At 71.8% G+C, this 25325-nt stretch carries 20 protein-coding genes; 15 read left to right on the forward strand and 5 right to left on the reverse strand.

Features of this window, described 5'->3' with window-relative positions; translation table 11 throughout:
- Nucleotides 1-43: 43 nt before the first annotated feature.
- The gene (locus DW297_RS02510; RefSeq protein ID WP_136029043.1) at nucleotides 44-1033 is read left to right on the forward strand and encodes a methyltransferase family protein; all 990 of its coding nucleotides are present in this window, start codon (nucleotides 44-46) and stop codon (nucleotides 1031-1033) included.
- A gap of 272 nt (nucleotides 1034-1305) precedes the next feature.
- Here DW297_RS02510 and DW297_RS02515 read toward each other — a convergent pair whose 3' ends face one another.
- Nucleotides 1306-2649, reverse strand: coding sequence for an amidohydrolase (locus tag DW297_RS02515; RefSeq protein WP_136029045.1), 1344 nt, complete (start codon nucleotides 2647-2649; stop codon nucleotides 1306-1308).
- A 163-nt stretch (nucleotides 2650-2812) separates the two neighbouring features.
- Between DW297_RS02515 and DW297_RS02520 the strand changes: the two genes are divergently transcribed.
- On the forward strand, nucleotides 2813-4261 hold the full coding sequence (locus DW297_RS02520) for a glyceraldehyde-3-phosphate dehydrogenase (protein WP_136029047.1): 1449 nt from the start codon (nucleotides 2813-2815) through the stop codon (nucleotides 4259-4261).
- Nucleotides 4262-4297: 36 nt separating this feature from the next.
- Complete coding sequence (locus tag DW297_RS02525; protein ID WP_136029049.1) at nucleotides 4298-5344, forward strand: winged helix DNA-binding domain-containing protein; 1047 nt, start codon at nucleotides 4298-4300, stop codon at nucleotides 5342-5344.
- 21 nt (nucleotides 5345-5365) lie between these two features.
- On the opposite strand, the gene hisC is transcribed toward DW297_RS02525, so the two are convergent.
- Nucleotides 5366-6466: a histidinol-phosphate transaminase gene (hisC, locus tag DW297_RS02530; RefSeq protein ID WP_136029051.1), complete on the reverse strand. Its 1101-nt coding sequence runs from the start codon at nucleotides 6464-6466 to the stop codon at nucleotides 5366-5368.
- Between the two features lie 145 nt (nucleotides 6467-6611).
- Here hisC and DW297_RS02535 point away from each other — a divergent pair, with 145 nt between their 5' ends.
- The 5 genes from DW297_RS02535 to DW297_RS02555 are packed head-to-tail and all read left to right on the forward strand — an operon-like array spanning nucleotide 6612 to nucleotide 11704.
- On the forward strand, nucleotides 6612-7580 hold the full coding sequence (locus DW297_RS02535; protein ID WP_240744495.1) for a PDR/VanB family oxidoreductase: 969 nt from the start codon (nucleotides 6612-6614) through the stop codon (nucleotides 7578-7580).
- Nucleotides 7581-7601: 21 nt separating this feature from the next.
- Nucleotides 7602-8804 carry an aromatic ring-hydroxylating dioxygenase subunit alpha gene (locus DW297_RS02540; protein WP_136029053.1) on the forward strand — a complete coding sequence of 401 codons (1203 nt, stop codon included), beginning with the start codon at nucleotides 7602-7604 and terminating at the stop codon, nucleotides 8802-8804.
- Nucleotide 8805: 1 nt separating this feature from the next.
- Nucleotides 8806-9327 (forward strand): hypothetical protein, encoded by a 522-nt coding sequence (locus DW297_RS02545; protein ID WP_136029055.1) that lies wholly within the window; start codon nucleotides 8806-8808, stop codon nucleotides 9325-9327.
- Complete coding sequence (locus tag DW297_RS02550; protein WP_136029057.1) at nucleotides 9324-10517, forward strand: amidohydrolase; 1194 nt, start codon at nucleotides 9324-9326, stop codon at nucleotides 10515-10517. The genes DW297_RS02545 and DW297_RS02550 overlap by 4 nt, the downstream gene beginning before the upstream one ends.
- Nucleotides 10514-11704, forward strand: a complete 1191-nt coding sequence (locus DW297_RS02555; protein ID WP_136029059.1) for a M20 metallopeptidase family protein — start codon at nucleotides 10514-10516, stop codon at nucleotides 11702-11704. The genes DW297_RS02550 and DW297_RS02555 overlap by 4 nt, the downstream gene beginning before the upstream one ends.
- Nucleotides 11705-11768: 64 nt before the next feature.
- Here DW297_RS02555 and DW297_RS02560 read toward each other — a convergent pair whose 3' ends face one another.
- Nucleotides 11769-12497 carry a FadR/GntR family transcriptional regulator gene (locus DW297_RS02560; protein ID WP_136029061.1) on the reverse strand — a complete coding sequence of 243 codons (729 nt, stop codon included), beginning with the start codon at nucleotides 12495-12497 and terminating at the stop codon, nucleotides 11769-11771.
- 159 nt (nucleotides 12498-12656) lie between these two features.
- Here DW297_RS02560 and DW297_RS02565 point away from each other — a divergent pair, with 159 nt between their 5' ends.
- The 7 genes from DW297_RS02565 (at nucleotide 12657) to DW297_RS02595 (ending at nucleotide 22413) form a co-directional block, all read left to right on the forward strand.
- Nucleotides 12657-14324: a thiamine pyrophosphate-dependent enzyme gene (locus DW297_RS02565; RefSeq protein ID WP_136029063.1), complete on the forward strand. Its 1668-nt coding sequence runs from the start codon at nucleotides 12657-12659 to the stop codon at nucleotides 14322-14324.
- Nucleotide 14325: 1 nt separating this feature from the next.
- On the forward strand, nucleotides 14326-15765 hold the full coding sequence (locus tag DW297_RS02570) for an aldehyde dehydrogenase family protein (protein WP_136029065.1): 1440 nt from the start codon (nucleotides 14326-14328) through the stop codon (nucleotides 15763-15765).
- A 104-nt stretch (nucleotides 15766-15869) separates the two neighbouring features.
- Complete coding sequence (locus tag DW297_RS02575; protein WP_136029067.1) at nucleotides 15870-17438, forward strand: ABC transporter substrate-binding protein; 1569 nt, start codon at nucleotides 15870-15872, stop codon at nucleotides 17436-17438.
- Nucleotides 17439-17445: 7 nt separating this feature from the next.
- On the forward strand, nucleotides 17446-18459 hold the full coding sequence (locus DW297_RS02580; RefSeq protein ID WP_136029069.1) for an ABC transporter permease: 1014 nt from the start codon (nucleotides 17446-17448) through the stop codon (nucleotides 18457-18459).
- Nucleotides 18459-20405, forward strand: a complete 1947-nt coding sequence (locus DW297_RS02585; protein ID WP_136029071.1) for a dipeptide/oligopeptide/nickel ABC transporter permease/ATP-binding protein — start codon at nucleotides 18459-18461, stop codon at nucleotides 20403-20405. Before DW297_RS02580 ends, DW297_RS02585 begins: the two co-directional genes overlap by 1 nt.
- Nucleotides 20405-21208 carry an ABC transporter ATP-binding protein gene (locus DW297_RS02590; protein WP_136029073.1) on the forward strand — a complete coding sequence of 268 codons (804 nt, stop codon included), beginning with the start codon at nucleotides 20405-20407 and terminating at the stop codon, nucleotides 21206-21208. The genes DW297_RS02585 and DW297_RS02590 overlap by 1 nt, the downstream gene beginning before the upstream one ends.
- Nucleotides 21208-22413: a M20 metallopeptidase family protein gene (locus tag DW297_RS02595; RefSeq protein ID WP_136029075.1), complete on the forward strand. Its 1206-nt coding sequence runs from the start codon at nucleotides 21208-21210 to the stop codon at nucleotides 22411-22413. Before DW297_RS02590 ends, DW297_RS02595 begins: the two co-directional genes overlap by 1 nt.
- A gap of 8 nt (nucleotides 22414-22421) precedes the next feature.
- On the opposite strand, the gene DW297_RS02600 is transcribed toward DW297_RS02595, so the two are convergent.
- A complete protein-coding gene (locus DW297_RS02600; protein ID WP_136029077.1) occupies nucleotides 22422-23813 on the reverse strand; it encodes a S10 family serine carboxypeptidase-like protein in 1392 nt (463 codons plus the stop codon).
- Nucleotides 23813-25279 (reverse strand): S10 family peptidase, encoded by a 1467-nt coding sequence (locus tag DW297_RS02605; protein ID WP_205828209.1) that lies wholly within the window; start codon nucleotides 25277-25279, stop codon nucleotides 23813-23815. The genes DW297_RS02600 and DW297_RS02605 overlap by 1 nt, the downstream gene beginning before the upstream one ends.
- Between the last annotated feature and the right edge of the window lie 46 nt (nucleotides 25280-25325).

Genomic DNA, 25325 nt, shown 5'->3' on the forward strand with positions numbered 1-25325 from the left:
TGACCTTTATTTCCCACGTTCGTAGACAATCGAAAGGCACCCCATGACCGACACCTCCACGCCGGACGCCGCGCGGATCCTCGACATCGCCACCGGCTACATGGCCGCCAAGCAGCTGTTCCAGGCCAGCCGGATCGGCCTGTTCGCCGCCGTCGCCGACGGCGCAGACACGGTCAGCGCGATCGCCGAGCGCTGCGGGGTGAGCGAGCGCATCGCGCGCCTGCTCGCCGACGCGATGGCGGCCAAGGGGCTGCTCGTGCGCACCGACGGACGCTACGCCCTCGCCGACGACGCCGCGGCCTACCTCACGGGCGACGCCGCCGCGATCGACCTCGCGCCGTTCCTCACCTTCCTCGACGAGATCAGCTACCCGCACTGGCTGCAGTTCGCGCACACCGTCGACACCACCCAGCCGGGTGACCTGCAGATGGACGACGCCCGCTGGGGCACGTTCATGGCGGGCGTCATGACGTACAACCGCCTGCACGCGCAGGAGTTCGGACGCCTCGTCGACCTCTCCGGTGCCACGAACGCCCTCGACTTCGGCGGGCTCTCGGCCGAGTTCGCGCTGTCGGTCATGGCGCGCAACCCGCAGCTGCACACGACCTTCGTGTACGCGCCAGGGTTCGAGGACGGCCTGGCCGAGGCCGTGCAGTCCGCGGGCGTGGCCGACCGCACGACCGTGGAGGTGGGGGAGACCGCGACCGCGACGCCCGAGGGCTCGTACGACGCCGTGTTCGCCAACCACGTGATCCACCGCTTCTCGGCGGAGGAGAACGCGCAGATCTTCCGCAACCTGCGGGCGGCCGCGGCCGACGGTGCGACCCTGACCGTGCTCGACTTCTTCCTCGACGACGACGCCGAGCAGCGCGCGCTCGACGCCCTCCACGCGGGGGAGTACCTGGTGATCGACGGCACCGTGGTGTACCCGGAGTCCGAGGTGCGCGGCTGGCTGAGCGACGCCGGCTGGTCGGTGCGCGACACGATCGCCCTGCCGGGGAGCCCGCGGGTGCTGGTGGCCACCGCGGTGTGAGAACCGTGGTCTGAGACTGGTCCGAGGGGGATCAGAGGCGGGCGGCATGCGTGAACATGCCGCCCGCCGTTTTCGTGTGTGCCCGTCGCGTGACGTGCGGGGATGCGGGCGCGAAACCGCGCCTTCCCGGCGGGTTTCCGGCACGTTTTCGATCCCGCTACCGGGGGCCCGGGCGCTGGTGCGCGGATGCGGGCGCGAAACCGCGCCTTCCCGGCGGGTTTCCGGCACGTTTTCGATCCCGCACCGGGGCCCCGGGCGGTGGCGCTGCCGCCTCAGTCGCGCGCGAAGACCGTCCGGCCGTCGACGACCGTGCGCTCCACCGTGACGGAGGTGAACGCCCGCCCTGGTTCGAGCGGATCCTCGTCGAGCACCGTGAGGTCGGCGACGCGACCCGGCTCGAGCGTGCCCTTCCAGTCGGCGGTGCCGTCCTGCCGCGCGGCCTCCACGGTCATCGCGCGCAGGAGCCGTCGCCGCAGCTCGGCGTCGTCCACCCCGCTCGCCGCGGTCACGAGCCGCAGTGAGGCGTCGAGGCTCGGGCGCCAGTCCGGGGTCGCGATCGGGGCGTCGCTCGTCAGCGTGGTGAGGGCGCCCGAGCCGAACATCTCGGCGAGCGGCCAGGCCGCGGCGACCCGTGCCTCGCCGAGCTGGACGGCGGCCCACGAGTGGGTGTGCGCGGCGATCAGCGGCTGGATCGCGAACCCGGCGCCGATGTCGCGCATGCGGGCGATCTGCGCGGGCGTCGCGAGGTCGCCGTGCACGACGTAGTGCGGTCCCGGCGCGGCGGGTGCCGGGTCGAGCCGTTCCAGCACCGCGAGGAACTCGGCGATCGAGCGGTCGCCCGTGGCGTGCACCGCGATCTGCAGGCCGCGCGCGGCGGCGAGCTCGATCATGCGCTGGAACGCTGACAGCGGATCGCCGCCGCCGCGCGTGAGCAGGTGTCCGGTCGTGCCGTCGGCGTAGGGCTCGTCCGTCCAGGCGGTGGCCATCGGCGGGATGCCGTCGGCGAAGATCTTGACCCCGGGGATCGCGAGCCAGCGCGCGTCGGTCGAGGGCGGCGGGGTCTGAAGCCCGCGCTCGAAGTCGTCGAGCGTGCTCTCGCCGTCGATCGTGCCGAACAGGCGCAGCAGCGTGACGCGGGAGGTCTGCGCGCCCTCGCGGTGCAGCTCCACGTAGGCGTCGAGCATGTCGCTGCCGAAGCATCCCGTCTCGCCGTCGTCCTCGCCGGGGCCGATGCCGGGTTCGGTGTAGCTGGTGATCCCGAGCTCGGCGAGCAGCCGCCATGCCCGTCGCAGGGTGGCGCGTCGCTCCCCGGCCGTGGAGACCAGGCGGCCGGACGGCTGCTGCTCCGGCGGGGTGTCGGAGAAGAAGAGGTGGGGCCAGCGGGCGCCGAGCCAGGCGGCGTGCAGGTGGGCGTCGTTGAGGCCGGGCACGACCGTGCGGCCGTCGAGCTCGAGCGTGCTCCGGGCGGGGAGCGCCTCGGCATCGGCACCGGTGGCGACGATCGCCCCGTCGCGCACGGCGAGGGCCGACGTGGTGGTGTCGTGCGGGTCGAGGGTGTGGATGCGGCCGCCGCGGATGATCAGGTCGGCGCCGTCGCCGGAGAGTGCAGTGCTCATTATTCCACCAGTGTAGACGAAAAGAACGGCCGAGCGGGGACCCCGGACACCCGATTCGGCGCTGCCCTCGCCCGGCTTGTACGCTGGGGGCATCCCCCGAATCCACCGGCAACCTCGCGCGAGCCGGCGACCTCGGCGCGCGCTCACACATGCAAGGACGCAGATGAACGATTCCGCGGCACCCCGCGACGAATGGACGGCGAGCGAAGAGCTGGCGGAGCGGATGACCCCGCTCGTCGGAGCGCTCAAGCGGGAGCACGACGTGGTCACGTCGTTGCACGGGCACCGGCTGCTCGGCCTGTCGGCGACCGGTCTCGTCGAGGTGCACGACCGCGTCGCGCAGCTCGGCCACGAACGACTCTCGATCGACGACACCCTCGCCGTGCTCGAGGCCATCCACGCACTCGGACCAGGAGCCTCCTCGCTCGACGTGGCCCGGCTCGCGGAGGGCCACGCGGCGAGCGGCCGCCCGCTCGACGAGTACCTGGCAGAGGCGCTGGCCCCCGCGATCGGTGCCGTGCCCGCCGACCCGACCGACGTGGTGCTGTACGGCTTCGGTCGCATCGGGCGTCTGCTCGCGCGCATCCTCATCGCCCACACCGGCGGCGGCAGCGGCCTGCGCCTGCGTGCCATCGTCGTGCGCCGGGGCTCCGACAACGACCTCGTCAAGCGCGCCTCGCTGCTGCTGCGCGACTCGGTGCACGGCCGCTTCGCGGGCTCGGTCACGGTCGACGAAGAGGCCGAGCAGATCATCGCCAACGGCACCCGCATCCAGGTGATCTACTCCGACGACCCCGCCACGATCGACTACACCGCCTACGGCATCCACGACGCGATCGTCGTCGACAACACCGGCCGCTGGCGCGACGAGGCCGGGCTCTCGCAGCACCTGCGGTCCGCCGGGGTCGCGCGCGTGCTGCTGACCGCGCCGGGCAAGGGCGCGCTGAAGAACATCGTGCACGGCATCAACGACGCCGACGTCACGCCGGAGGACCGCATTGTCTCGGCGGCGTCCTGCACCACCAATGCGATCACCCCGGTGCTCGCCGCGATCGACGAGGCCTACGGCGTGGTCGCCGGGCACGTGGAGACCGTGCACTCGTTCACGAACGACCAGAACCTCATCGACAACTTCCACAAGGGCGATCGCCGCGGCCGCTCGGCCGTGCTCAACATGGTCATCACCGAGACCGGTGCCGCGAAGGCGGTCGCCAAGGCGCTGCCGCAGCTGGAGGGCAAGCTCACCGGCAGCTCCATCCGCGTGCCCACGCCCGACGTGTCGCTCGCGGTGCTGCACCTGACCTGCGAGCGCCCCGTGGAGAAGGAGCAGGTCAACGACTACCTGCGGCGCATCTCGCTGCACTCGAAGCTGCGCCAGCAGATCGACTACGTCGAGAGCCCCGACGTCGTCTCCACCGACTTCGTGGGATCGCACAGGGCGGGCATCGTCGACGGGCTCGCGACCGTCGCCCACGGCAACACGCTCATCCTCTACGTCTGGTACGACAACGAGTTCGGCTACTCGTGCCAGGTCATCCGGGTGCTGGAGGTCATGGCCGGGTCGCACCCGATCGTGCTTCCGGAGCGCCGCGAGGTCACGCTGCAGGCCTGACCCGCGAATGGGGGAGGCACCCGCCATGATGGGGGCATGACTCCCGCGGCCCTGCTGTCCGAGCGCCTCCGCTCCCACCGTCTGACCGCGCCGGCGCCGACGGTCGCCGACGCCGCGCGCCACCTGCTGGCCGTGCAGAGCCAAGACCTCACGGCCGGCCGGTGGGCCCTGGCCTGCCGCGCCAGGGGCGCCGTCCGCCTGCGCGATGTGGACGCCGCGTTCGCCCGCGGGGAGCTCGTGCGCGCGTGGACCATGCGCGGCACGCTGCACACCGTGCCCGCGCGCGACCTCGGCTGGATGCTGGAGGTCACGGCCGAGCGGCAGCGGCAGCAGGCGGCCTCCCGGCAGCGGCAGCTCGGGATCGACGCGGAGGTCACGGCGACCGCGGTGAAGGTGCTCGTCCCGCGACTGCGCGACGGCGGGCTCACGCGGGCCGAGGTCTTCGCGGTGTGGGAGGCTGCGGGCATCGACCCGGCGGGCCAGCGCGGCATCCACCTGCTGTTCGCGCTCACGATCGACGGGCTCGTGTGCCAGGGGCCGATCGTGCCGCGCTCCGGCATCACGCGCGACCAGCGGTTCGTGCTCGTCGAGGAACACATCCGTGCGCACGAGCGGCCGGACGACCCGCTGGCCGAGCTGTTCGTGCGCTACATCGACGGTCACGGCCCCGCGGGCGTCGCGGACTTCGCGTGGTGGTCCGGGCTCACCCTCGGGCAGTCGAGGGAGGCCGCCGCGCGCGCCGCCGGGCGCGTGACCGAGGTCGCGGAGGGCCTGTTCACCGCGGTCGCGCATCCGCGCCGGGCGCCCGCCGCGCCGTCGGTGCAGGCGCTGCCCGCGTTCGACGAGTACTACATCTCCTACGCCGACCGCACGCCCGTGTGCGACCCGGCGTACCTGGGTCGCGTCGGCCCGGGCAAGAACGGCATGGTGCGCGCGACGATCGTGGAGGACGGACGCGTCATCGGCTGCTGGACCCACGCGGCCGCCGCGCATACGGCCGATCCCGAGTTGTTCACCGAGCCGGGCGACCCCGATGCCGTGAGCGCCGCGCTCGCCCGGTTCGCCGCGTTCATCGACGGCTGACCCGCCCGGAGCGGCCCGGCGTCAGCCCGCGACCGGCACCGGGGCGAGCAGTGCGGCGATCTGCGGTGCGAGCGCGATGAGGCGATCGTTCGCCTCGGTCTCGGCCACGGTGGCCCGCAGGCCCTCGCCGGGGAACGGGCGCACGAGCAGCCCGTGGTGCTCCAGCAGTTCGGCGACTGCGGCGGTCGTGTCGCCCAGCGGCAGCCAGACGAAGTTGCCGCGGCTCTCGGGCACGGTGATCCCGGCGGCGGCGAAGGCGGTGACGACGCGCTCGCGCTCCTGCACGAGGGCGTCGATGCGCTCCTGCAGCTCGTCCTCCGCAGCGAGGGAGGCGACCGCGGCGGTCTGGGCGAGGTTCGTGACGCCGAACGGGATGGCGACCTTGCGCAGCGCGATGCCCAGCTGCTCGGGGGCGATGGCGTAGCCCACCCGCATGCCGGCCAGCCCGTACGCCTTCGAGAACGTGTGCGCGACGGCCACGTTGGGGTAGCGGCGGAAGTACTCGATGCCCACGGGCGAGTCGGCGCGGTCGTTGAACTGCACGTACGCCTCGTCGATCACCACGACGATGTGCGCCGGCACCTGCGACAGGAACCGGTCGAGCTCGGCGTCGCCGACGGTCGTGCCGGTCGGGTTGTTCGGGTTGCACACGAGGATCAGGCGCGTGCGGTCGGTGATGGCGGCGAGCATGGCGTCGAGGTCGTGGCGGTGGTCGGCGGTGAGCGGCACCATCACGGGTACGGCCCCGGCGGCCCTGGCCAGCATCGGGTACGCCTCGAACGAGCGCCAGGCGAACAGCACCTCGTCACCCTCGCCGGCCGTGGCCCGCATCAGCTGCGACACGACCTCGACCGAGCCGCTGCCGAGCACCACGTTGACGGGCTCGACACCGAAGCGCGCACACAGCTCGGTGGTGAGGGCGGTGGCCGCGGTCTCGGGGTAGCGGTTGATGGTGGCGAGCTCGTCGGCGATCGCGGCGGTCACTGAGGGGAGCGGGGGATAGGGGTTCTCGTTCGACGAGATCTTGTGCACGGGCCCGGTGGTCTCGGTCTGCGGTGCCGCCTTGCCCGGCTTGTAGCCGGGGATCGCGTCCAGGTCTCCCCGCAGTCTCAGCTCCGACATCCGATGGCCCTTCTCTCGTGTGCGCTCCTGCGGGCCGTGTCCGTTTGACAGGCCCGAGCGGACTTCATACTATCGCAATTGAATATAAAGAATGTTGTCAATCCGATCCACGGCGATCGGATGCGACGGAAGGAGCGGAGCGACGGTGCCCCACACTGCGGTCGATTCCCCGGAACAGCGCCTCGCCCTGCGCGTGCGCGCCATGCGCCAGGAGGCGAAGGACGTGCTGTCCCTCGAGCTCGACGACCCCACCGGCGCCGAACTGCCGGCCTGGGAGCCGGGAGCGCACATCGACCTCCGCTTCGCGAACGGCGTCGAACGCCAGTACTCGCTGTGCTCCGACCCCGGCGACCGCACCGCCTGGCGCATCGCGGTGCTCGCCGAGAGCCCGAGCCGCGGCGGCTCCCGCTACGTGCACCAGACGCTGCGCGTCGGTGACCCCGTCACGGCCTCCGACCCCATCAACCACTTCGCACTCGCGCCGGCGGACGACTACGTCTTCGTGGCCGGCGGCATCGGCATCACGCCCATCCTGCCGATGCTGCAGGAGGCCACCCGCCGCGGCGTTCCGTGGCGGCTCGCGTACCTCGGCTCGGCGGGGGAGCGCATGGCATTCCTCTCCTCGACCCAGCTCGCGGGCGGCGAACTGCTGCTGGTGCGCGGCGACGTCGACGACCGGCTCGACCTGGCCGCCTGGATCGGTGCGCCCTCCGCCGAGACCGGTGTGTACGCGTGCGGTCCGGAGCGCATGCTCGATGCGCTGGAAGAGCTGAGCGCCGGATGGCCGCGCGGGGTGCTGCACGTCGAGCGCTTCCAGGCGAAGACCTTCGGCGAATCGCAGGGCGCCGAGTCGTTCGAGGTGGTCGCCAGCCGGTCCGACCTCGTCGTCACGGTGGACCGCGGGTGCAGCATCCTCGAGATGCTCGAGAACGCCGGTATCGGCGTGCCCAGCTCCTGCCTGGAGGGCGTGTGCGGCACGTGCGAGACCGCCGTCGTCGACGGGGCGCCCGAGCACCGCGACTCGATCCTCACCCCCGACGAGCGCGAGAGCAACGAGACGATGATGATCTGCGTCTCCCGTTCGCTCGGCGACCGTCTCGTCCTCGACATCTGACCCCCCACGAACGGAGCGACCATGGACACCGGAACCGCATACGGGCTGCGCCTCGGGCAGCCGCTGAACGAGCTCGCCCAGGTGGGTCCTGGCACCCCCTACGGCGAGGTGCTGCGCCGCTACTGGCACCCGGTCGCGAAGGTCGAGGATGCGACGACACGACCCCTCTCGCTGCGCGTGCTGGGCGAGGAGCTCGTGCTGTTCCGCACCCGCAAGGGCAAGGCGGGTCTGCTGCACCCGCGCTGCATCCACCGCGGCGCGTCGCTGTTCTACGGCGGGGTCGAGGACGAGGGCATCCGCTGCTGCTACCACGGCTGGGTGTTCGACACCGAGGGGCACTGCCTGGAGCAGCCGTGCGAGCCCGACCTGGGACTGCACCGCGATCGCGTACGTCAGCCGTGGTACCCCGTCGAGGAGCAGTACGGCCTGATCTGGGCCTACATGGGCCCGCCCGACAAGAAGCCGGTGCTGCCGCGCTACGACACGCTCGAGGAGCTGGCCGACGACGAGCAGCTCATCGTGAACGACCAGGGCGTGGGCGGAGGCGGCCCGGCACAGCTCGACTTCAACTGGCTGCAGCACTGGGAGAACGTGATGGACCCGTTCCACGTGCCGATCCTGCACGCCCGGTTCAGCGGCAACCAGTTCACGCCGGAGATGGCGCTGATCCCCGAGGTCGAGTACGAGTACACGCCGCTGGGCGTTCGGAGCATCCAGATGCGCGACCTCGGCGACGGCCGGCAGCTGCGCCGCGTGACCGAGGTGATCTTCCCGAACCTGCGTGTGGTGGCGAGCCCCAAGCTCGCCTCCGGACAGACGAACATGATCGGCTGGGTGGTGCCGATGGACGACACCAACTTCCGCATCTTCACGGTCGCGCGCGACAGCGACCCCGACTTCCTCACCAAGCTGCGCTCCACCCACGAGGGCAAGCCGTGGAAGGAGCTCACCGACCTGGAGCACCAGCGGCTGCCCGGCGACTACGAGGCGCAGAAGTCGCAGGGCGCCATCTCGCTGCACTCCGAGGATCACCTCACCACCACCGACCAGGGCATCGCGATGATCCGGCGCATGATGGCCAAGCAGCACCGGGCCGTGGCGGGCGGCGGCGACCCGGTGGGCGTGTTCTTCGACGAGTCGGAGCGGCTGATCCGCATCGAGGGTGGCAACTACTTCGAGGGCGCGCCCGACGCGCCGCTGCTCGCCGACGCGGTGGACGACTGACATGGCCAAGTACACGGCGCGGCGGCCCCGCGGGGACCGTCCGGTCCTCGTGCTGGGCATCAGCGACGTCGTCGTGATCGAGGGCGAGCCGGCCGTGCCGGTGAGCACGCACCACCTGTCGGCGTGGGGGCGGTGGGTGCGCGACGTCGCCATCCCCGACGCCGCGGCGCAGCGGCTGCACGAGCTGGCGGAGCACTTCGACATCGTGTGGGCGTCGGAGTGGGGCCACAACGCGCACACCGCGTTCCGCGAGCCGCTCGAGCTGCCGGAGGAGCCGTGGCCGTTCCTGCCCGTGCAGTTCGACAAGCTCGCGCACATCCGCCGGTACGCGGACGGTCTGCCGTGGATCTGGGTCGACGATCCGCTCGTCGACCTGAGCGGCGAGCCGCCCCGGTGCGACGACGGCATCGTGGTGCGCGTGGACCCGGCCGCCGGCATCCTCAGCCTGGACGTCGACGAGCTGCTGACGAAGACGCGCGAGCTGGTCGAGCGTCGCGCCGAGGAAGACGAGGAGAACGCATGACGGATGCCGTCGCGATCGTGGGAGGGCGGGTCGTCACGGGCCTGGGCGAGGAGATCGAGAGCGGCACCGTGCTGCTGTCCGACGGGCGCATCGAGGCCGTCGGCACAGGGCTCGCCGTGCCCGAGGGCGCCCGGGTGATCGACGCCGCCGGATGCTGGGTGCTGCCCGGCCTCATCGACCCGCACAGCCACATCGGCGCGCACGAGGAGGCCAACGGCCCCGCCGGGTTCGACGGCAGCGAGGTCTCGTCGCCGGTCACCGCCGGCGTGCGGGCCGTCGACGCCGTCAACATCGAGGACATCGCCTTCCGCGACGCGCTCGCCGGTGGCATCACCGCCGTGGTCGTGAAGCCGGGATCGGGCAACCCGATCGGCGGGCAGAGCGTCGCCATCAAGACGGCGGGAGGGCGCTCGGTCGACGAGCAGGTGATCCGCGCGGCGCTCGGCATGAAGTCGGCGCTCGGCGAGAACCCCAAGCAGGCCTACGGGGAGCGCAAGCAGCTGCCGTCGACCCGGCTCGGCATCGCCCTCGTCATCCGTCAGGCGCTGCGCGACGCGCAGGACTACGCGGTCCGGCGTGACAAGGCCCGCGCCGACGGCACGCCGTTCGCCGTGGACCTCGGAAAGCAGGCGCTCACGGAAGCCCTCGACGGCACGCTCACGTGGGAGCAGCACGCGCACCGGCACGACGACATCGCCACGGCGCTGCGCATCGCCGACGAGTTCGGGCTGCGCCTCGTGCTCAATCACGGCACCGAGGCGCACAAGCTCGCCGGCATCCTCGCCGCGCGCGACGTGCCCGTGATCTACGGACCCATCCTGTCGAGCCGCTCCAAGGTGGAGGTACGCGAAGCCGATCCCGCGAACCTCGCCGCGCTCGCCGCGGCGGGTGTGCGCGTGGCGCTCACCACCGACCACCCGGTCGTGCCCATCGGCCTGCTCGCGATGCAGGCGGCCGTGGCCGTGCGGGCCGGGCTGCCGAGGGAGACAGCGCTCGCGGCGATGACCTCGACGGCCGCGGCCATCGCCGGCATCGACGACCGGGTCGGCGCGCTGGAGCCCGGCCGCGACGCGGATGTGGTTCTGTGGACCGGAGACCCGCTCGACGTCGCCTCGACCGTGCGGGAGGTGCTCATCGACGGGCGCACGGTGTACTCGGCGCCATCCGCGGCGCAGGAGGGGAACGGATGACGCTGCACGACGACGCCGCACGCCTGCAGCCGGAGCTGGTGGAGCTGCGCCGTCGTCTGCACCGCATCCCCGAGCCCGGGTTCGACCTGCCGCTGACGCAGCGCGCCGTGCTCGACGCGATCGACGGCCTGGGCCTGGAGATCACGACCGGATCGGACCTCAGCTCGGTCACGGCCGTGCTGCGCGGCGCGACCGACGGCCCGTCCGTGCTCCTGCGCGGAGACATGGACGCGCTCGCCATCGTCGAGGAGACCGGACTCGAGTACGCGTCGGCGAACGGGGCGATGCACGCGTGCGGGCACGACCTGCACGTGGCCGGACTCGTGGGGGCCGCACGCCTGCTCGCCGGGCGGCGCGACCGCATCGCCGGCTCCGTCGTCTTCATGTTCCAGCCCGGCGAGGAAGCGGGCGGCGGGGCTCCGCTCATGATCCGCGACGGCGTGCTCGACGCCGCGGGCACGCGGGTCGAGGCCGCCTACGGCATCCACGTGGGTCCGGGCGCGCGCGGCACGTTCCAGCTGAAGTCCGGCACGATCATGGCGGGCGCCAACGTGCTGCGGGTGCGCGTGCACGGGAGGGGAGGGCACGGGTCGAGGCCGCAGCAGGCCGTGGATCCCGTGCCCGTGGTGGCCGAGCTGATCCTCGCCCTGCAGTCCTGGGTCACGCGCCGCATCGACGTGTTCGATCCCGTGGTGCTGTCGGTCACGACGCTGTACGCGGGGGAGATCACGAATGTGATCCCCGAGGACGCGGGCTTCGCGGCGACCCTGCGCACGCTGTCCGAGGCGTCGATCGCGCAGGCGCAGGCCGAGCTCCCGCCGCTGATCGAGCGCATCGCCGCGGCGCACGGCTGCACGGCCGACGTCGAGGTGATCGTCGGCTATCCGGTCACGGTCAACACGGGCGAGGAGACGGCGGCGGCGGCAGCGGTGCTCCGCGCCGAGTTCGGCGAGGACCGCGTGGAGGAGATCGATGCGCCCTGGATGGCGTCGGAGGACTTCTCGTTCGTGCTCAGGGAGGTGCCAGGCACGTTCCTGTTCCTGTGCGCGACTCCGCCGGATGTGGACCAGGACGACATCCCGATGAACCACTCGCCGCATGCGCGGTTCGACGACGCGGTGCTGGGCGATCAGGCCGCGGCTCTCGCGGCGCTCGCCTGGCGCCACGTCGGAGTCGGCGACGCGTAGGCGCCCGTCGTCTCGTCGCCGGGGTGCTGCCTGAGTGAGCGGAGCGAGACGAGGGGCGCGCGTGTCAGCGACCGAGCGTGCGGTGGTCCAGCACGGCCTTGCGGCCGACCTTCACATCGCCGGAGCGGATCGCGTCGATCAGGGCCTCGTGGATGCGCAGGCGCTCGTCGGTGTCCTGCCGGAAGCCCGGCACGGCCAGGGCGTCGTCGGTCGCGGCCCCCGCGGTCTCACCCTCGATGTAGTCGACGAGGTTGAGGTAGAACGTACGCAGCACGGCGTTGGGGGAGATCTCGGCGATCCGCCGGTGCAGCCGCCAGTTGCCGTGCAGGCCCTCGATGGGGTCGTGCCAGTGCTCGGTCAGCTCCGCCATCACGGCTTCGAGATCGGCGATGTCGGCGTCCGTGCGGTGCTGCACCGCGTCCTGCATGACGGCCTCGTCGAGCGCGTCCAGCACCTTGATCACGTCGTTCACCGGAGCGCCGGTCTGCCGCAGCCGCAGCACGCTGTGCGCGAGGCGGATCAGCGGGGACTGGTCGGCGACGAAGATGCCGCCACCGGGACCCGGGCGCAGATCGACCGAGCCGCGCGCCCGCAGCACCCGCAGCGCCTCGCCGAGCGTGGCCGGCGCCACACCGAACTGCTCGCACAGCTCCTGGCGGGTGCCGATGCGATGACCCGGCTCGAGACCCTCCGTCTTGATCATCGCCTCGACCTCGGTGACCACGCGGTCGGCGACGGACTGCGCGGGCGCGACGCGCTGGAACGTGCGCGCTTCTTCCTGGGTGCTGGCCACGGGGATCCTTCGGTCGGAGCGGGGCTGTGGAGCGGATCTCTCACATCCTAAGGAGCGCCTGCCGCGCCGGGGCGGTGGCGGCGGGCGATTCTCCTATTTGCAGTAATTGAATGTATCTAATACAGTCAATCACGCAATGCTGCTCACGAGAGGAAACAGATGACCGACCCCACCGGTGGCGATCTGCTCGCAGACTCCCTCATCAACCAGGGAGTCTCACGGATCTTCGGCATCCCGGGCGTCCAGCTCGATGCCGCCGCAGACGCCCTCCACGCCCGCACCGACCAGGTCGACTTCATCTGCGCGCGCAACGAGCAGGCCACGACCTACATGGCGGACGGCTACGCGCGGAGCACCGGCGACGTCGGTGTCGCGATGGTCGTGCCGGGCCCCGGCGTGCTCAACGCCCTCTCCGGCGTCGCGACCGGCTACTCGGCCAACTCGCCGATGCTCCTGATCGCGGGCCAGATCGACTCGCAGGCCATCGGCCGCGGACTCGGCGCCCTGCACGAGATCCCCGACCAGACGGGCATCCTGCAGCGACTCACGAAATGGACGGGCACCGCCCGCTCCGCCGATGAGATCCCCGGGCTCGTGCGCGAGGCGTTCACGCAGCTGCGCAGCGGCCGTCCTCGCCCCGTCGCGCTCGAGGTGCCGCCGGACGTGCTGGCCGCCACCTCGCGTGCCGTCGCGGCCGAGCGTGTCGCCGACGCACCCCTCGTGCCGGAGGAGCAGCAGATCCGCGACGCCGCCGCCCGCCTGCTCGCGGCCAAGCGCCCGATGATCGTGGTGGGCGGGGGAGTGCTCGCCGCGAACGCATCGGTCGCCCTCCAGGCACTCGCCGAGGCACTGGAGGCCCCCGTGCTCATGACCGAGAACGGCCGCGGTGCGCTCGACGCCCGCCACCGTCTGGCCTTCGACGCGCTCGCCCTCCGCGCGTTCCGGGAGGACGCCGACCTGGTGCTCGCCGTCGGCACGCGCTTCGTCTCGACGTTCGGCGCCCAGGTCGACACGAACGGCGCCCCCGTGATCCTCGTGAACGCGGAGGCCGCCGACCTCGAGGGCCCGCGTGCCGCCGCGCAGACGCTGCACGCCGATGCCCGCCTCGCCCTCGCCGCCCTGGCCGCCGAGGTCGGCACCCCGGCGCGCGACTCGCGGGAGAGCGAGTTCGCCCGCGTGCGCACCTGGCTCGCCGCGCAGTTCGCCGACATCGCCCCGCAGCGCGAGTACCTGTCCGCGATCCGCGGCGCGCTCCCCGAAGACGGCGTCTTCGTGAGCGAGTTCACGCAGGTGGGCTACGCCGCCAGCGCCTGCTATCCGGCGTACCAGCCGCGCACCTACATCGGCCCCGGTTACCAGGGCACGCTCGGCTACGGCTTCGCCACGGCCCTCGGCGTCAAGGCGGCCGACCCCGACCGCGCCGTCGTGTCGGTGAACGGCGACGGCGGCTTCTCCTGGACGCTGCAGGAGCTGTCCACGGCCAAGCGCTACGGTCTCGGCCTCGTGACGATCGTGTTCCACGACGGGTTCTACGGCAACGTGCGCCGCATCCAGAAGAACCGGTACGGGGCACGCTACTTCGCCAGCGACCTCACCAATCCGGACTACGGCACGCTCGCGGAGGCGTTCGGCATCCGCTCCGCACGGGCCACCACCCCGCAGGAGCTCTCGGGGGTGCTGGCCGACGCCGTGCCCGCGAACGAGCCGATCCTCATCAACGTGCCGGTCGGCGAGTTCCCGTCGCCGTGGCACCTGATCCACGAGGGTGTGCCGCGCCCGGCGCCGCTCGCCCCCGATGCGCATCTCGTGCGGCAGGCGGGGGTCTGACATGGTCATCGGGCACGACATCGCCGGCATCAGGGAGGATGCCGCAGGGCAGGCCTCGATCGATGTCGTCAGCCCGGCCGACGGCACCGTGATCGGTGCCGTCGTGGCTGGCGGCCCCGCCGATGTGGATCGTGCGGTGGCTGCGGCCGCGGGCGCGTTCGGCACCTGGTCGACGACGCCGATGTCGCAGCGGATCGCTCATGTCGAGGCGCTCGCCGAGGGGTTGGCGCGCCACCGTGAGCTGCTCGCTGCGACGTTGAGCGCGGAGATGGGGTCGCCGATCGCGTTCGCGCGCTCCGCCCAGGTGGGCGTCGCGATCGCCGACCTCGCCCGGCTGGTCGAGGCCGCCCGCGCGCACGTCGAGCGCGAGGCGGTCTCGAACTCCCTCGTGGTCGCGGAGCCGGTCGGTGTGGTCGCCGCGATCACGCCCTGGAACTTCCCCCTGCACCAGATCATGCTCAAGGTGGGCGCCGCGATCCTCGCCGGCTGCACCGTGGTGCTCAAGCCCAGCGAGGTCGCGCCGCTGAACGCCGCGATCGTGGGCGACATCCTCCGCGAGACCGGGCTACCGGCCGGCGTCGTGAACATCGTGCACGGCGACGGCGCCGGTGTCGGCTCGCCGCTGGTGGCGCACCCCGGCGTCGACATGGTCACCTTCACGGGTTCGCGCCAGGTGGGGGAGCAGGTGGCGCGCGCCGCCGCCGCGACCATCAAGAAGGTCGCGCTGGAGCTCGGGGGCAAGTCGGCGGCGATCGTGCTCGACGACGCGCCGCTGGACGAGTCCGTGCGGGGGGTCCTCGCCTCGTGCTTCGCGAACGCCGGACAGACCTGCGCGGCGCAGACGCGCGTGCTGGTGCCGGAGGGCATGCGGGAGGCGTGGGAGCGCGCGGCCGTCGAGGCCGCGGCGGGCTGGGCGCCCGGCGACCCGCGCGCGGAGGGGACGGCCACGGGGCCGGTCGCCTCGACGCTGCAGCGCGAGCGGGTGCGGTCGCACATCGAGACGGCGATCGCCGAGGGTGCGCGCGTGCTGACCGGCGGCCTCGATATCGTCGAACCGACGGCCGGCGGCGCCTACGTGCAGCCCACGATCTTCACCGATGTGACACCCGACATGAGGATCTTCCACGAGGAGGTCTTCGGTCCGGTGCTCACGATCACTCCGTACGCCACGGTCGATGAGGCTGTCGACCTGGCGAACGACAGCGTGTACGGCCTGTCGGGCGGCGTGTGGTCGAGCGACCCTCGACGCGCCCTCGAGGTCGCGCTGCGCATGCGCACCGGCACCGTCGGCATCAACGGCGCCGGGCTCGACGTGGGGGCTCCCTTCGGGGGGTACAAGCAGTCGGGCGTCGGCCGGGAGTGCGGCGTGCACGGGTTCGAGGAGTTCCTCGAGCTGAAGTCGGTGATGGGCGCCGCCGCCCTTCTCGACGACCACTCGTGACCGGTAACAAACCCGAAACACCGCCGACACGAGGCAATAAAGAGCAATTCATAATATTCAATGAGTTGGAACCCGCCCGAGGGTTCCGTGAAGAGAGGACACCCATGAGACGCAGCATCGTAGCCGCGGTCGTCGGCGTGACGGCACTCGCCCTGACCGGCTGCGCCGGCGGGGGAGACGGGTCAGGAGGCGGAGCGGTCGAGAAGGCCACCATCGCCATCGCCGCCGACCCGGGTTCGCTCAACCCGATCACGAACGCGACGCAGGCGGGGCAGGAGGTCTCGGCCTACCTGTACGAGACCCTCATGTCGTTCGCCCACGGCAAGGACGCCGAGGGCCTGCTCGCCGAGAGCTGGACGGAGTCGACGACCGAGGTGTCGTTCGTGCTGAAGGAGGGGATCGTCTGCACGGACGGCTCCGAGCTCACCGCCTCCGACGTCAAGGCCTCGTTCGACTACGCCGCAGACCCCGAGACGGCATCGCCCTACTCCGGCGTCTACTTCCCCGCCGAGGGCCTGACCGTCGAGGCCGACGACGCCTCGCGCACCGTCACGTTCACCAGCGCGCAGCCGCAGAGCTTCCTGCTCAGCAACATCGGCCAGATGCCGGTCGTGTGCGCAGCCGGCATCGAGGACCCCGCGTCGCTCGACTCCACCCCCGTCGGCACCGGCATCTACACGCTCGAGGACTCCTCGCCCGGGCAGACCTACACGCTCGCCCTGCGCGACGACTACACGTGGGGTCCCGGCGACGTCACGAGCGACACCGAGGGGCTGCCGAAGACCGTCGAGCTGGAGGTCGTCGACACCGAGCCCACGCGCGCGAACATGCTCCTGTCTTCCGAGATCAACGTCGCCGAGGTCGGCGGCACGGATCGCGACCGGCTGGAGAGCGGCGATCTGTTCACGATCGACGTGCCCGCCCGTCCCGGCCTGATGTTCTTCAACCAGTCGGAGGGACGCCCGACCAACGACCTGCTGGTGCGGGAGGGCATCGCCGGCGGCATCGACCGCGACGAGGTCGCCTCGGTCTCCACCGGTGGTCGCGGCGAGCTGATGACCTCGCTCGTCTCCTCGTTCACCGCGGTGTGCGTCGGGGCGGATGCCACCACGTCGCTGATCGGCTTCGACGCCGACGCGGCGGCCGCATCGCTCGACGAGGCCGGCTGGACCGTGGGCGCCGACGGCGTGCGGGAGAAGGACGGCGCGAAGCTGGAGCTCACCTTCGTCTACCCGTCCACCGAGGCGCAGTCGGTCGTGGCCGGCATCGAGCTCATCCAGCAGCAGCTGGGCGAGATCGGCGTCGAGGTCACTCCGGCACCGTCGTCGTCGTACACCGACGTCATCTTCCAGGGCGGCGACTGGGACCTCATCTGGGCCCCGATCTCCACCACGCTGCCCTCCACCTGGGCCGGCATCCTCTCGGGTCCGTTCCCCCCGGACGGCGGCAACTGGACGTACAACACCAACCAGGAGTTCTTCGACCTGACGGCCGAGGCACAGCAGCTGGCCGGCGAGGACAGCTGCGACGCGTGGACCGCCGCGCAGGCCTCGGCGATCGGTAACCTCGAGGTGATGCCGTTCGCGGAGTCCACGAGCACGCTGTACGGAGCGGGCGTGGAGTTCGAGGTCACCACCAACGGACTGCTGATCCCGACGAGCCTCCGAGGCTAGGAGCCGCATGCTGGACCACGCGTCCGCCAGGACGGACACCGTGGCGGTGTTTCTTCGGAAGCGCCGCCACGGCAACCCCTGGCTGAGATTCCTCCTCCGCCGCGCGCTGCGCATGCTGGTGGCGATGTTCGTGATCATCGCGGTCGCGTTCTTCGTGCTCAGGGCATCCGGCGGCGACCCCGTGCGCGCCGCACTCGGCGCGACGGCCGACGAGGCCGTGGTCCAGGCCCGGCGCGATCAGCTGGGTCTCAACGACCCGCTGATCGTGCAGTTCTGGAACTATCTCACCGGCATCGTCCAGGGCGATCTGGGCTCGTCCCTCATCACCGGACGGTCGGTGTCGGAGCTCGTGCAGAACCGGCTCCCGGCCACCCTGGAGCTCGCCGGCATCTCGTTCGTGATCGTGCTGCTGGTGGCCGTGCCCGTGGGCCTCGGCATCGCGATCCTCACGCAGGGCAGCCGACGCCGCGGCGTCGAGGTGACGTTCACCGGCATCACCGGCGTGATCGCCGCGATCCCGGAGTACCTCCTGGGCGTGGCACTGGTCGTGATCTTCGCGGTGGGGCTGCACTGGTTCCCCGTGGCCGGACGCTCGGGCCCCGCGTCGTACGTGCTGCCGGTGCTGGCCATGACGGTCGCCTCGTGGGCGTCGCTGTCGCGCATCGCCCGCGTCGAGGCGCTGAACACGCTGTCCGACGACTACGTGCGCACGGCCCGCTCCAAGCGCATCCCCGCGTCGTGGGTGTACTTCCGCCATGCGCTGCCCAACATGCTCACCGCCACGCTGACGATCGGCGGCACGCTGCTGTCGACCATGGTCGCCTCCAGCGTGCTCGTGGAGAAGGTGTTCAACTGGCCGGGTCTGGGCTCGGCGTTCGTCGACGCCATCGCCACGAAGGACTACGGCATCGTGCAGGGCCTCGCGCTCGTGTACGCGGCCATCATCCTCGTCATCACCCTCGCGGTCGACATCGTGCTGTCGCTCCTCGACCGGCGCACCACCCTCCTGGAGACGACCTGATGCGCTCGATCCTCACCTTCCTGCGCAACCCGCTCGGCGCGATCAGCACCGTCATGGTGCTCGTGCTGGTGTTCCTCGCGCTGTTCGCCCCGGGGATCTGGGGCGCGCAGGCGAACCAGACCGACACGTCGGCGCTGCTGCAGGGACCCAGCGCCGCGCACCCGCTCGGTACCGACGGCCTCGGGCGCGACCTCCTGCTCCGCACGGTCGTCGCCGCACGGCTGTCGCTGGGGATGGCGCTGATCGCCACCGTCATCGGCCTCGTCTTCGGTCTGCTGCTCGGTGCCCTCCCGTCGGTGCTCGGACCGCGGGTGCAGCGCCTGTTCAGCTCCGTGATCAGCACATGGCTGGCGTTCCCGGTGCTGCTGGTGGCGATGCTGACCGTGATCCTGCTCGGGCCCAGCTCGTCGTCCGCGGTGATCGCGCTCGGCCTCACGATGGTGCCGTCGTTCGCCCGCCTCGCCCAGACGCTGTCGTCGCGCGTCGGCGGATCGGAGTACCTGGCGGCGGCGCGCATGATGGGCGTCTCGCGCGGACGGCAGTTCACTCGCTACGTGCTGCCGAACATCGCCGAACCCATCATCGTCAACGTCACCCTGTCGATCGGCGGCGGCCTGCTCGCGCTCTCCAGCCTCAGCTTCCTCGGCGTCGGCGTGCAGCCGCCGGACTACGACTGGGGCCGCATGCTCAGCGAGGCGTTCGACCAGGTGTACACCAACCCGACCGCGGTGGTCGGCCCCGGAGTCGCCGTCGTGTTCGCCGGCGTGGCGTTCGGCACGCTGGGCGAGTCGCTCGCCGCGCACCTGCGCAGCCACGGCAAGGGCAGCGTGCTCTCCCGGCGCAAGCTGGGCTCCGCGCCGCGCGTCGAGGCCCGCGAGCGGGTGGCCGACGACGACGCGCTGCTCGTGGTCGACGGCCTGTCGGTCTCGTTCCCCTCGCCGTCCGGCTGGGTGCGTCCCGTGCAGGACGTCTCGTTCTCGGTCGCACCGGGGGAGATCGTCGGCGTCGTCGGCGAGTCCGGCAGCGGCAAGTCGGTGGCGCTGATGGCGGTCGCCCAGCTGTCCGCCGCGGGCGCCGCCGTGACCGCGCAGGAGCTGCGCTTCGATGGCGACGACGTGCTCGACCTGCCGCCCGCCGTGATGAAGAAGCGGCTCGGCACGAAGATCGGCGTCGTGTTCCAGGATTCGCTCACGGCGCTCAACCCGGCGCTGCGCGTGGGCACGCAGCTCGCCGAGATCCCGCGTTTCCACGCCAGGGATGCCCGCGGCGCCGCACATCAGAAGGCCGTCGCCGCGCTGAAGGACGTCGCGATCGACGAGCCGGAGCGGCGCTCCCGGCAGTTCCCGCACGAGTACTCGGGCGGCATGCGGCAGCGCGCGCTCATCGCGATGTCGCAGATCGGCAAGCCGCGACTCATCATCGCCGACGAGCCCACCACGGCCCTCGACGTCACGGTGCAGCAGCGTGTGCTCGCGCTGCTCCGACGCGAGTGCGAGGAGACCGGGGCGGCCGCGATCGTGGTGTCGCACGACATCGCCGTGCTCGCCGAGCTGTGCCAGCGCATCCTGGTGATGTACGCGGGACGCATCGTGGAGGACGTGGACGTGCGCCTGCTCGCGACGCCCGAGAAGCTCGCGCACCCCTACACGCGTGCGCTCGCCGAGTCGCTGCCCGACCTCGACACCGATCGCACCCAGCCGCTCGCGACGATCCCCGGCGAGCCGCCGGACCTCTCGCTGCCGCTCGTGGGCTGCGGGTTCGCTCCGCGCTGCCCGTTCGCGACCGAGCAGTGCCGCGCGGTCACCCCGGAGCCGGTGGCCCACGGTCACGGCGGTCGCGTGGCCTGCTGGCACCCGCAGGACGGCGTGCCGATCGAGGGCATCCTCGGGGAGCCGGTCGTGCTCACCGGGTCGCAGACCACGCAGACCACGCAGGAGGTGCGCTGATGGCCGAGCTCGTCGTCGACGATCTGGTGGTGACCTTCGGGCACGGCGACTCGTCGTTCAACGCCGTGGACGGCGTGTCGCTCACGGTGCCGCACGGCAGCATCGTCGGACTGGTCGGGGAGTCCGGCTCGGGCAAGTCCACCATCGCGCGCGTCATCGCCGGTCTCCAGCCGGCCACGGCCGGACGCCTGCTGCTCGACGGCGAGGAGCTGCGACCGGCGACCGGGCGGCAGCGCCTCGCGCGCGCCCGCGACGTGCAGATGATCTTCCAGGACCCGTACTCCTCGCTGAATCCGCGCATGACCATCGGCGACACGCTCGACGAGGCGCTCGCGCTGCACGGCAGCGGCAACGCCAAGGCGCGCGCCGACGGCGTGAAGGAGCTGTTGCGGCTGGTGCGCCTGAAGCCGGGCACGGTCGACCAGTATCCGTCTCAGCTGTCCGGCGGCATGCGGCAGCGCGTCGCGATCGCCCGCTGTCTGGCCGTGAAGCCGCGGCTCATCATCGCCGACGAGATCACGTCGGCGCTCGATGCGTCGGTGCAGGGTGCCGTGCTGAACCTGGTGCGCGATCTGCAGCGCGAGCTGGAGCTGTCGGTGCTGTTCATCACCCACAACCTCGCCGCCGTGCGGTACATCGCCGACACCACGGCCGTGATGCGCAAGGGGCGGATCGTCGAGCACGGCGACGCGGACGAGATCGTGTCGAATCCGCAGCACGCCTACACGCAGTCCCTCGTCGCCGCGATCCCGCGCATCCAGAACGCCGGCACCGACCACCTCCTGCACGCGATCGGACACTGATGACCCTGCTCCACCCCACCACCGGTCTGCGCGACGACGCCCGCGATCTGCTCCCCGGTCTGGTCGGCCTGCGCCGCGCGATCCACGCCGATCCGGAGCTCGGGCTCGAACTGCCGCGCACGCAGCGGCGGATCCTCGATGCGCTCGAGCCGCTGGGCGTCGAGGTGACCCTCGGCGCGGGACTGAGCTCGATCGCCGCCGTCATCCGCGGCGCGCATCCCGGCCCGACCGTGCTGCTGCGCGCCGACATGGACGCACTGCCGCTCACCGAGGAGACCGGTCTCGACTATGCCGCCACCGGGGAGCGCATGCACGCGTGCGGACACGACCTGCACGTGGCGGGTCTCGTCGGCGCGGCGCAGCTGCTCGCCGCCCGTCGCGACGAACTGCACGGCGACGTGCTCCTGATGTTCCAGCCGGGCGAGGAGCTCGGCGACGGTGCCACCCGCATGCTGGCCGAGGGACTGCTCGACGTCACCGGCTCGCGGCCGGTGGCCGCGTTCGGCATCCACGTGGTCCCCGGTGAGTTCGGGGTGTTCTCCACGCGACCCGGTGCGCTGATGGCGGGCGCGATCGAGGTGGAGGTCACGATCACCGGGTCCGGGGGACACGCGTCGGCCCCGCACCTCACGCGTGACCCCGTGCCGGTGGCCGCGGAGCTCGTGACGGCGCTGCAGGCGTTCGTCACGCGGCGCTTCGACGTGTTTGACCCGGTGGTGCTGAGCGTCACACAGCTGCACGCCGGCGGACCCGCCCGCAACATCATCTCCGACACGGCGTCGCTCGTGGCGTCGGTGCGCGTGCTCTCGCACGAGAACAGCGCCCGCGTGCAGACCGAGATCCCCGCCCTGGTGCAGGAGATCGCGGCGGCGCACGGCTGCACGGTCGAGGTCGACGTCACCATCCTGTGCGCGCCCACCGTGAACGACCCGCAGGCCGTCGCGCACGTGCGCAGCACCCTGAGCGGCCTGTTCGGCGAGGAGCGGGTGTGGGAGACCGCACACCCCGTGATGGGGTCGGAGGACTTCTCGTTCGTGCTGGAGCAGGTGCCGGGCGCGTTCCTGTTCCTGCGCGCCACCCCCGACGAGGTCGACCTGGAGACGGCGTCCCCGAACCACTCGCCGACCGTCGTGTTCGACGACGCGGTGCTCGCGGATCAGGCCGCGGCGCTCGCCGCCCTCGCGCTCGGCCGCCTCAGCGCCTGAGCCCTGCCTCAGGCCGTCAGGAACGCGCGGAGGTCGGCGTTCAGCTGCGCCGCGACCGCCGGGTCGCTGTACATCATGTGCCCGGCCCGGTACCAGTGCGAGGTGGTGCGTTCGCGGGGCAGGCCGAAGTGCCGCAGCAGATGGTCGGCGGCCCCCACGGTGGTCAGCGCGTCGTACACGCCCGTGCCGAGGAAGAGCCGCGCGTGCGGGTTCTGCTTCATCCACCGCGAGAGCCGCGCCGGGTAGGGGTAGGTGTGGAACGGCGACGGTCGGCCATAGGTGGGGAACGCGGCGCCGCCCTGTTCCTGCCAGTCCCAGTCACGGCCGGCCTCCGTGTCGACGACCCGGTACGGTCGCGCGGAGTCGTCGCCGAACACGTCGAGCCGCAGACGCGACAGCCCGGTGACGTAGCGCGGGGAGAGCGCGGTGTCGGCGGGGTCGTGGCCGAGCTCGCCGACACGGCGGTCGGCGGCGGGGGCGCGGTAGCGACTGTCCGTGACGCCCAGCACCTGGCCCTCGAGCAGCCGTTCGCGGAAGTCGGTCTTGCTGATCCACAGTCGGTCGCGCACGAGCTCGTCGGCGGGGAGGCCGATCATGGCGGACAACCGCTCGGCGACCGCGTCCCGGTCGCCCGCCGGCAGCTCGTCGCCCTGCAGCATGGCCGCGGCCAGGTCGCCGCGCGCGAAGTCGAGGGCGTCCGCGATGGCGTCCTCGACCGTGGCGTGCCCGCGCGACCCCGTGCCGTGGTACCAGGCGGTGGCGGCCTTGTAGGGCAGGTTGGCGAGGGCTCCGACGATGCTCCCCGGCCGGTCCTGCGTCTCCTGGATGTTCACCGCCTGACCGAGCAGCGCGATCCCGGCCAGGGGCGCCGTGTCCATGCTGTGCGGGTTCGTCGCCAGGAACGCCGCGCGCAGCGTGCCGTAGCTCTCGCCGAGGAAGTACGTGGGCGCGTCCCAGCGGCCGTGCCGGTCGCGCCAGTCGCCGATCGCGGCGGCGACCGCGTCGGCGTCGCCCTCCACGGTGCGGAAGAGCGAGCGGTCGGCGTCGTCCGCGAACGTGCCGAAGCCGGTGCCCGGTGCGTCGAGGAACACGAGGTCGGCGACGTCGAGGATGCTCGACGGGCTCTCCTCGATGCCGTACGGCGGCTGGCCGGCGTCGTCCGGGTCCACCGGGACGCGCGCCCGCCACGGTCCGATGCCGCTCAGGTGCAGGTAGATCGACGAGACGCCGGGCCCGCCGTTGGTGAGGAACAGCACCGGCCGGCCGGGTGCGTCGACCGTATAGCTGAACGCCGACAGCGTGCCCTGCGGCGTGCCGTCGGAGCGCCGCAGTGGCAGCTCCTCCACCCGCGCGACGTACTCCCGCTCTCCGAGTCGGCCCGTCGTCTCGCGTGCGCTCATCAGCGCGCGGTGGCGTCGCGGTAGAAGTCGTCGAGGTCGCTCTTCATGCGCACGACGGCATCTTCGTCCACGAACGTCATGTGGCCGGACTCGTAGAACGCGAAACGGATGTTGTCGCGCAGCGCGGGGGCGAGGTACAGGTGCGCCACGTCGACCTCCGGCCCGAAGAACGGGGTCGCGAGGTCGTAGTACCCGCCCATCACGAACACGCGGAGGTTCGGGTTGCGCCGCACCGCCGCCGACAGGTCGAGCGACACGTCGGGCACGAGCTGGGGGGCGTCGACGCCCGGCGCCTTGTGCTTCCAGTCCCAGGCCCGCGAGATGGGCATGTTGTGCAGGTGCCGGTAGTGCAGGTCGCTGGTGTAGCCGATGTCGTCGACGAGGTGCGCGCGGTAGGTCGACAGGTGCGCGCTGTTCACCCCGGCGGTGGCGGCGTCGTCGGTGGCGGGGTCGTGCGAGCCGCCGCCCACCACGTACTGGTGCTCGGCGGTGAAGCGGGTGTCGAAGCGGCCGATCACGCGACCCTCGTCGGCGAGCAGCGCGTAGCGGTACTGCTCCATGCCGATGCGGAAGTGGTGCGTCTTTAGGTAGTCGGAATCGAGACCGACGAGGGCGCTCATGCGCGCGGCGACCTCGTCTTCGACCTCGGACGGGATCAGGTCGCCCTGCAGCAGGGCGGCCGCGAAGGGTCCCTGCGCGAAGGCCCTGGCCTCCACCAGGAACGGCTCCAGCTCGGTGTGCTCGGTGCGCGCCCTGCCGTGATACCAGGCGGTCGCGGCGAACGAGGGCAGCAGGTTGATGTACTCGCGCGGACCCCCGAGGTTGCTCTCGCCCCAGTTCAGCACGGTGGACAGCAGCACGACGCCGTTGAAGTCGAGGCCCTGGTTCTGCAGGCGGTGCACGAGGGACGCGGCGCGCGTGGTGCCGTACGACTCGCCGAACAGGAACCGCGGGGCGTTCCAGTTGTTCGTGAGGGTGAGCCACCGGGTGATCGCCTTCGCGAACGCGTCGACGTCCTGGTCGACGCCCCATACCTGCGCGGGCGCGGTGTCTCCCAGCAGTCGCGAGTAGCCGGTGCCGGGGGCGTCGATGAAGACGAGGTCGGACTCGGTGAGCAGCGTGTGCGGGTTGTCGCCCCACGCGTAGGGAGCGGGTGGGGTCGCCTTCGGCGTGTTGGTGGGGGTGCGCTTGACGCCGAAGCCGCCGATGTTGAGCCACAGGCTGGCGGAGCCGGGTCCGCCGTTGAACAGGAAGGTCACCGGGCGCGGCGCAGCGCCCTCCTCGCGGTCGGCCACGTAGGACGTGTAGAAGACGCTGGCGAGCGGGGTGTGCTCGTCGTCGCGCACGATCACGGTGCCGGCGCCCGCCGTGTAGTCGAGCGTGCGTCCACCCGCCGTGATGCGGTGGCGGCGCGAGGTGAACGTCTCGGTCGCTGCGGTGTCGGCGGCGGGGGTCTGCTCGGTCACGGGGCTCCCTGGGAGGCTGGCAATGAGTGAATTGAATATATCTTAA

Origin of the sequence: Microbacterium sp. PF5 (assembly GCF_004794315.1) — a bacterium.
GTDB classification, from domain to species: domain Bacteria; phylum Actinomycetota; class Actinomycetes; order Actinomycetales; family Microbacteriaceae; genus Microbacterium; species Microbacterium sufflavum.

Coding starts and splice junctions, on each gene's coding strand:
- DW297_RS02510 (WP_136029043.1), top strand. CDS start 44: ATGACCGACACCTCCACGCCGGACGCCGCGCGGATCCTCGACATCGCC.
- DW297_RS02515 (WP_136029045.1), bottom strand. CDS start 2,649: ATGAGCACTGCACTCTCCGGCGACGGCGCCGACCTGATCATCCGCGGC.
- DW297_RS02520 (WP_136029047.1), top strand. CDS start 2,813: ATGAACGATTCCGCGGCACCCCGCGACGAATGGACGGCGAGCGAAGAG.
- DW297_RS02525 (WP_136029049.1), top strand. CDS start 4,298: ATGACTCCCGCGGCCCTGCTGTCCGAGCGCCTCCGCTCCCACCGTCTG.
- hisC (WP_136029051.1), bottom strand. CDS start 6,466: ATGTCGGAGCTGAGACTGCGGGGAGACCTGGACGCGATCCCCGGCTAC.
- DW297_RS02540 (WP_136029053.1), top strand. CDS start 7,602: ATGGACACCGGAACCGCATACGGGCTGCGCCTCGGGCAGCCGCTGAAC.
- DW297_RS02545 (WP_136029055.1), top strand. CDS start 8,806: ATGGCCAAGTACACGGCGCGGCGGCCCCGCGGGGACCGTCCGGTCCTC.
- DW297_RS02550 (WP_136029057.1), top strand. CDS start 9,324: ATGACGGATGCCGTCGCGATCGTGGGAGGGCGGGTCGTCACGGGCCTG.
- DW297_RS02555 (WP_136029059.1), top strand. CDS start 10,514: ATGACGCTGCACGACGACGCCGCACGCCTGCAGCCGGAGCTGGTGGAG.
- DW297_RS02565 (WP_136029063.1), top strand. CDS start 12,657: ATGACCGACCCCACCGGTGGCGATCTGCTCGCAGACTCCCTCATCAAC.
- DW297_RS02570 (WP_136029065.1), top strand. CDS start 14,326: ATGGTCATCGGGCACGACATCGCCGGCATCAGGGAGGATGCCGCAGGG.
- DW297_RS02575 (WP_136029067.1), top strand. CDS start 15,870: ATGAGACGCAGCATCGTAGCCGCGGTCGTCGGCGTGACGGCACTCGCC.
- DW297_RS02580 (WP_136029069.1), top strand. CDS start 17,446: ATGCTGGACCACGCGTCCGCCAGGACGGACACCGTGGCGGTGTTTCTT.
- DW297_RS02585 (WP_136029071.1), top strand. CDS start 18,459: ATGCGCTCGATCCTCACCTTCCTGCGCAACCCGCTCGGCGCGATCAGC.
- DW297_RS02590 (WP_136029073.1), top strand. CDS start 20,405: ATGGCCGAGCTCGTCGTCGACGATCTGGTGGTGACCTTCGGGCACGGC.
- DW297_RS02595 (WP_136029075.1), top strand. CDS start 21,208: ATGACCCTGCTCCACCCCACCACCGGTCTGCGCGACGACGCCCGCGAT.
- DW297_RS02600 (WP_136029077.1), bottom strand. CDS start 23,813: ATGAGCGCACGCGAGACGACGGGCCGACTCGGAGAGCGGGAGTACGTC.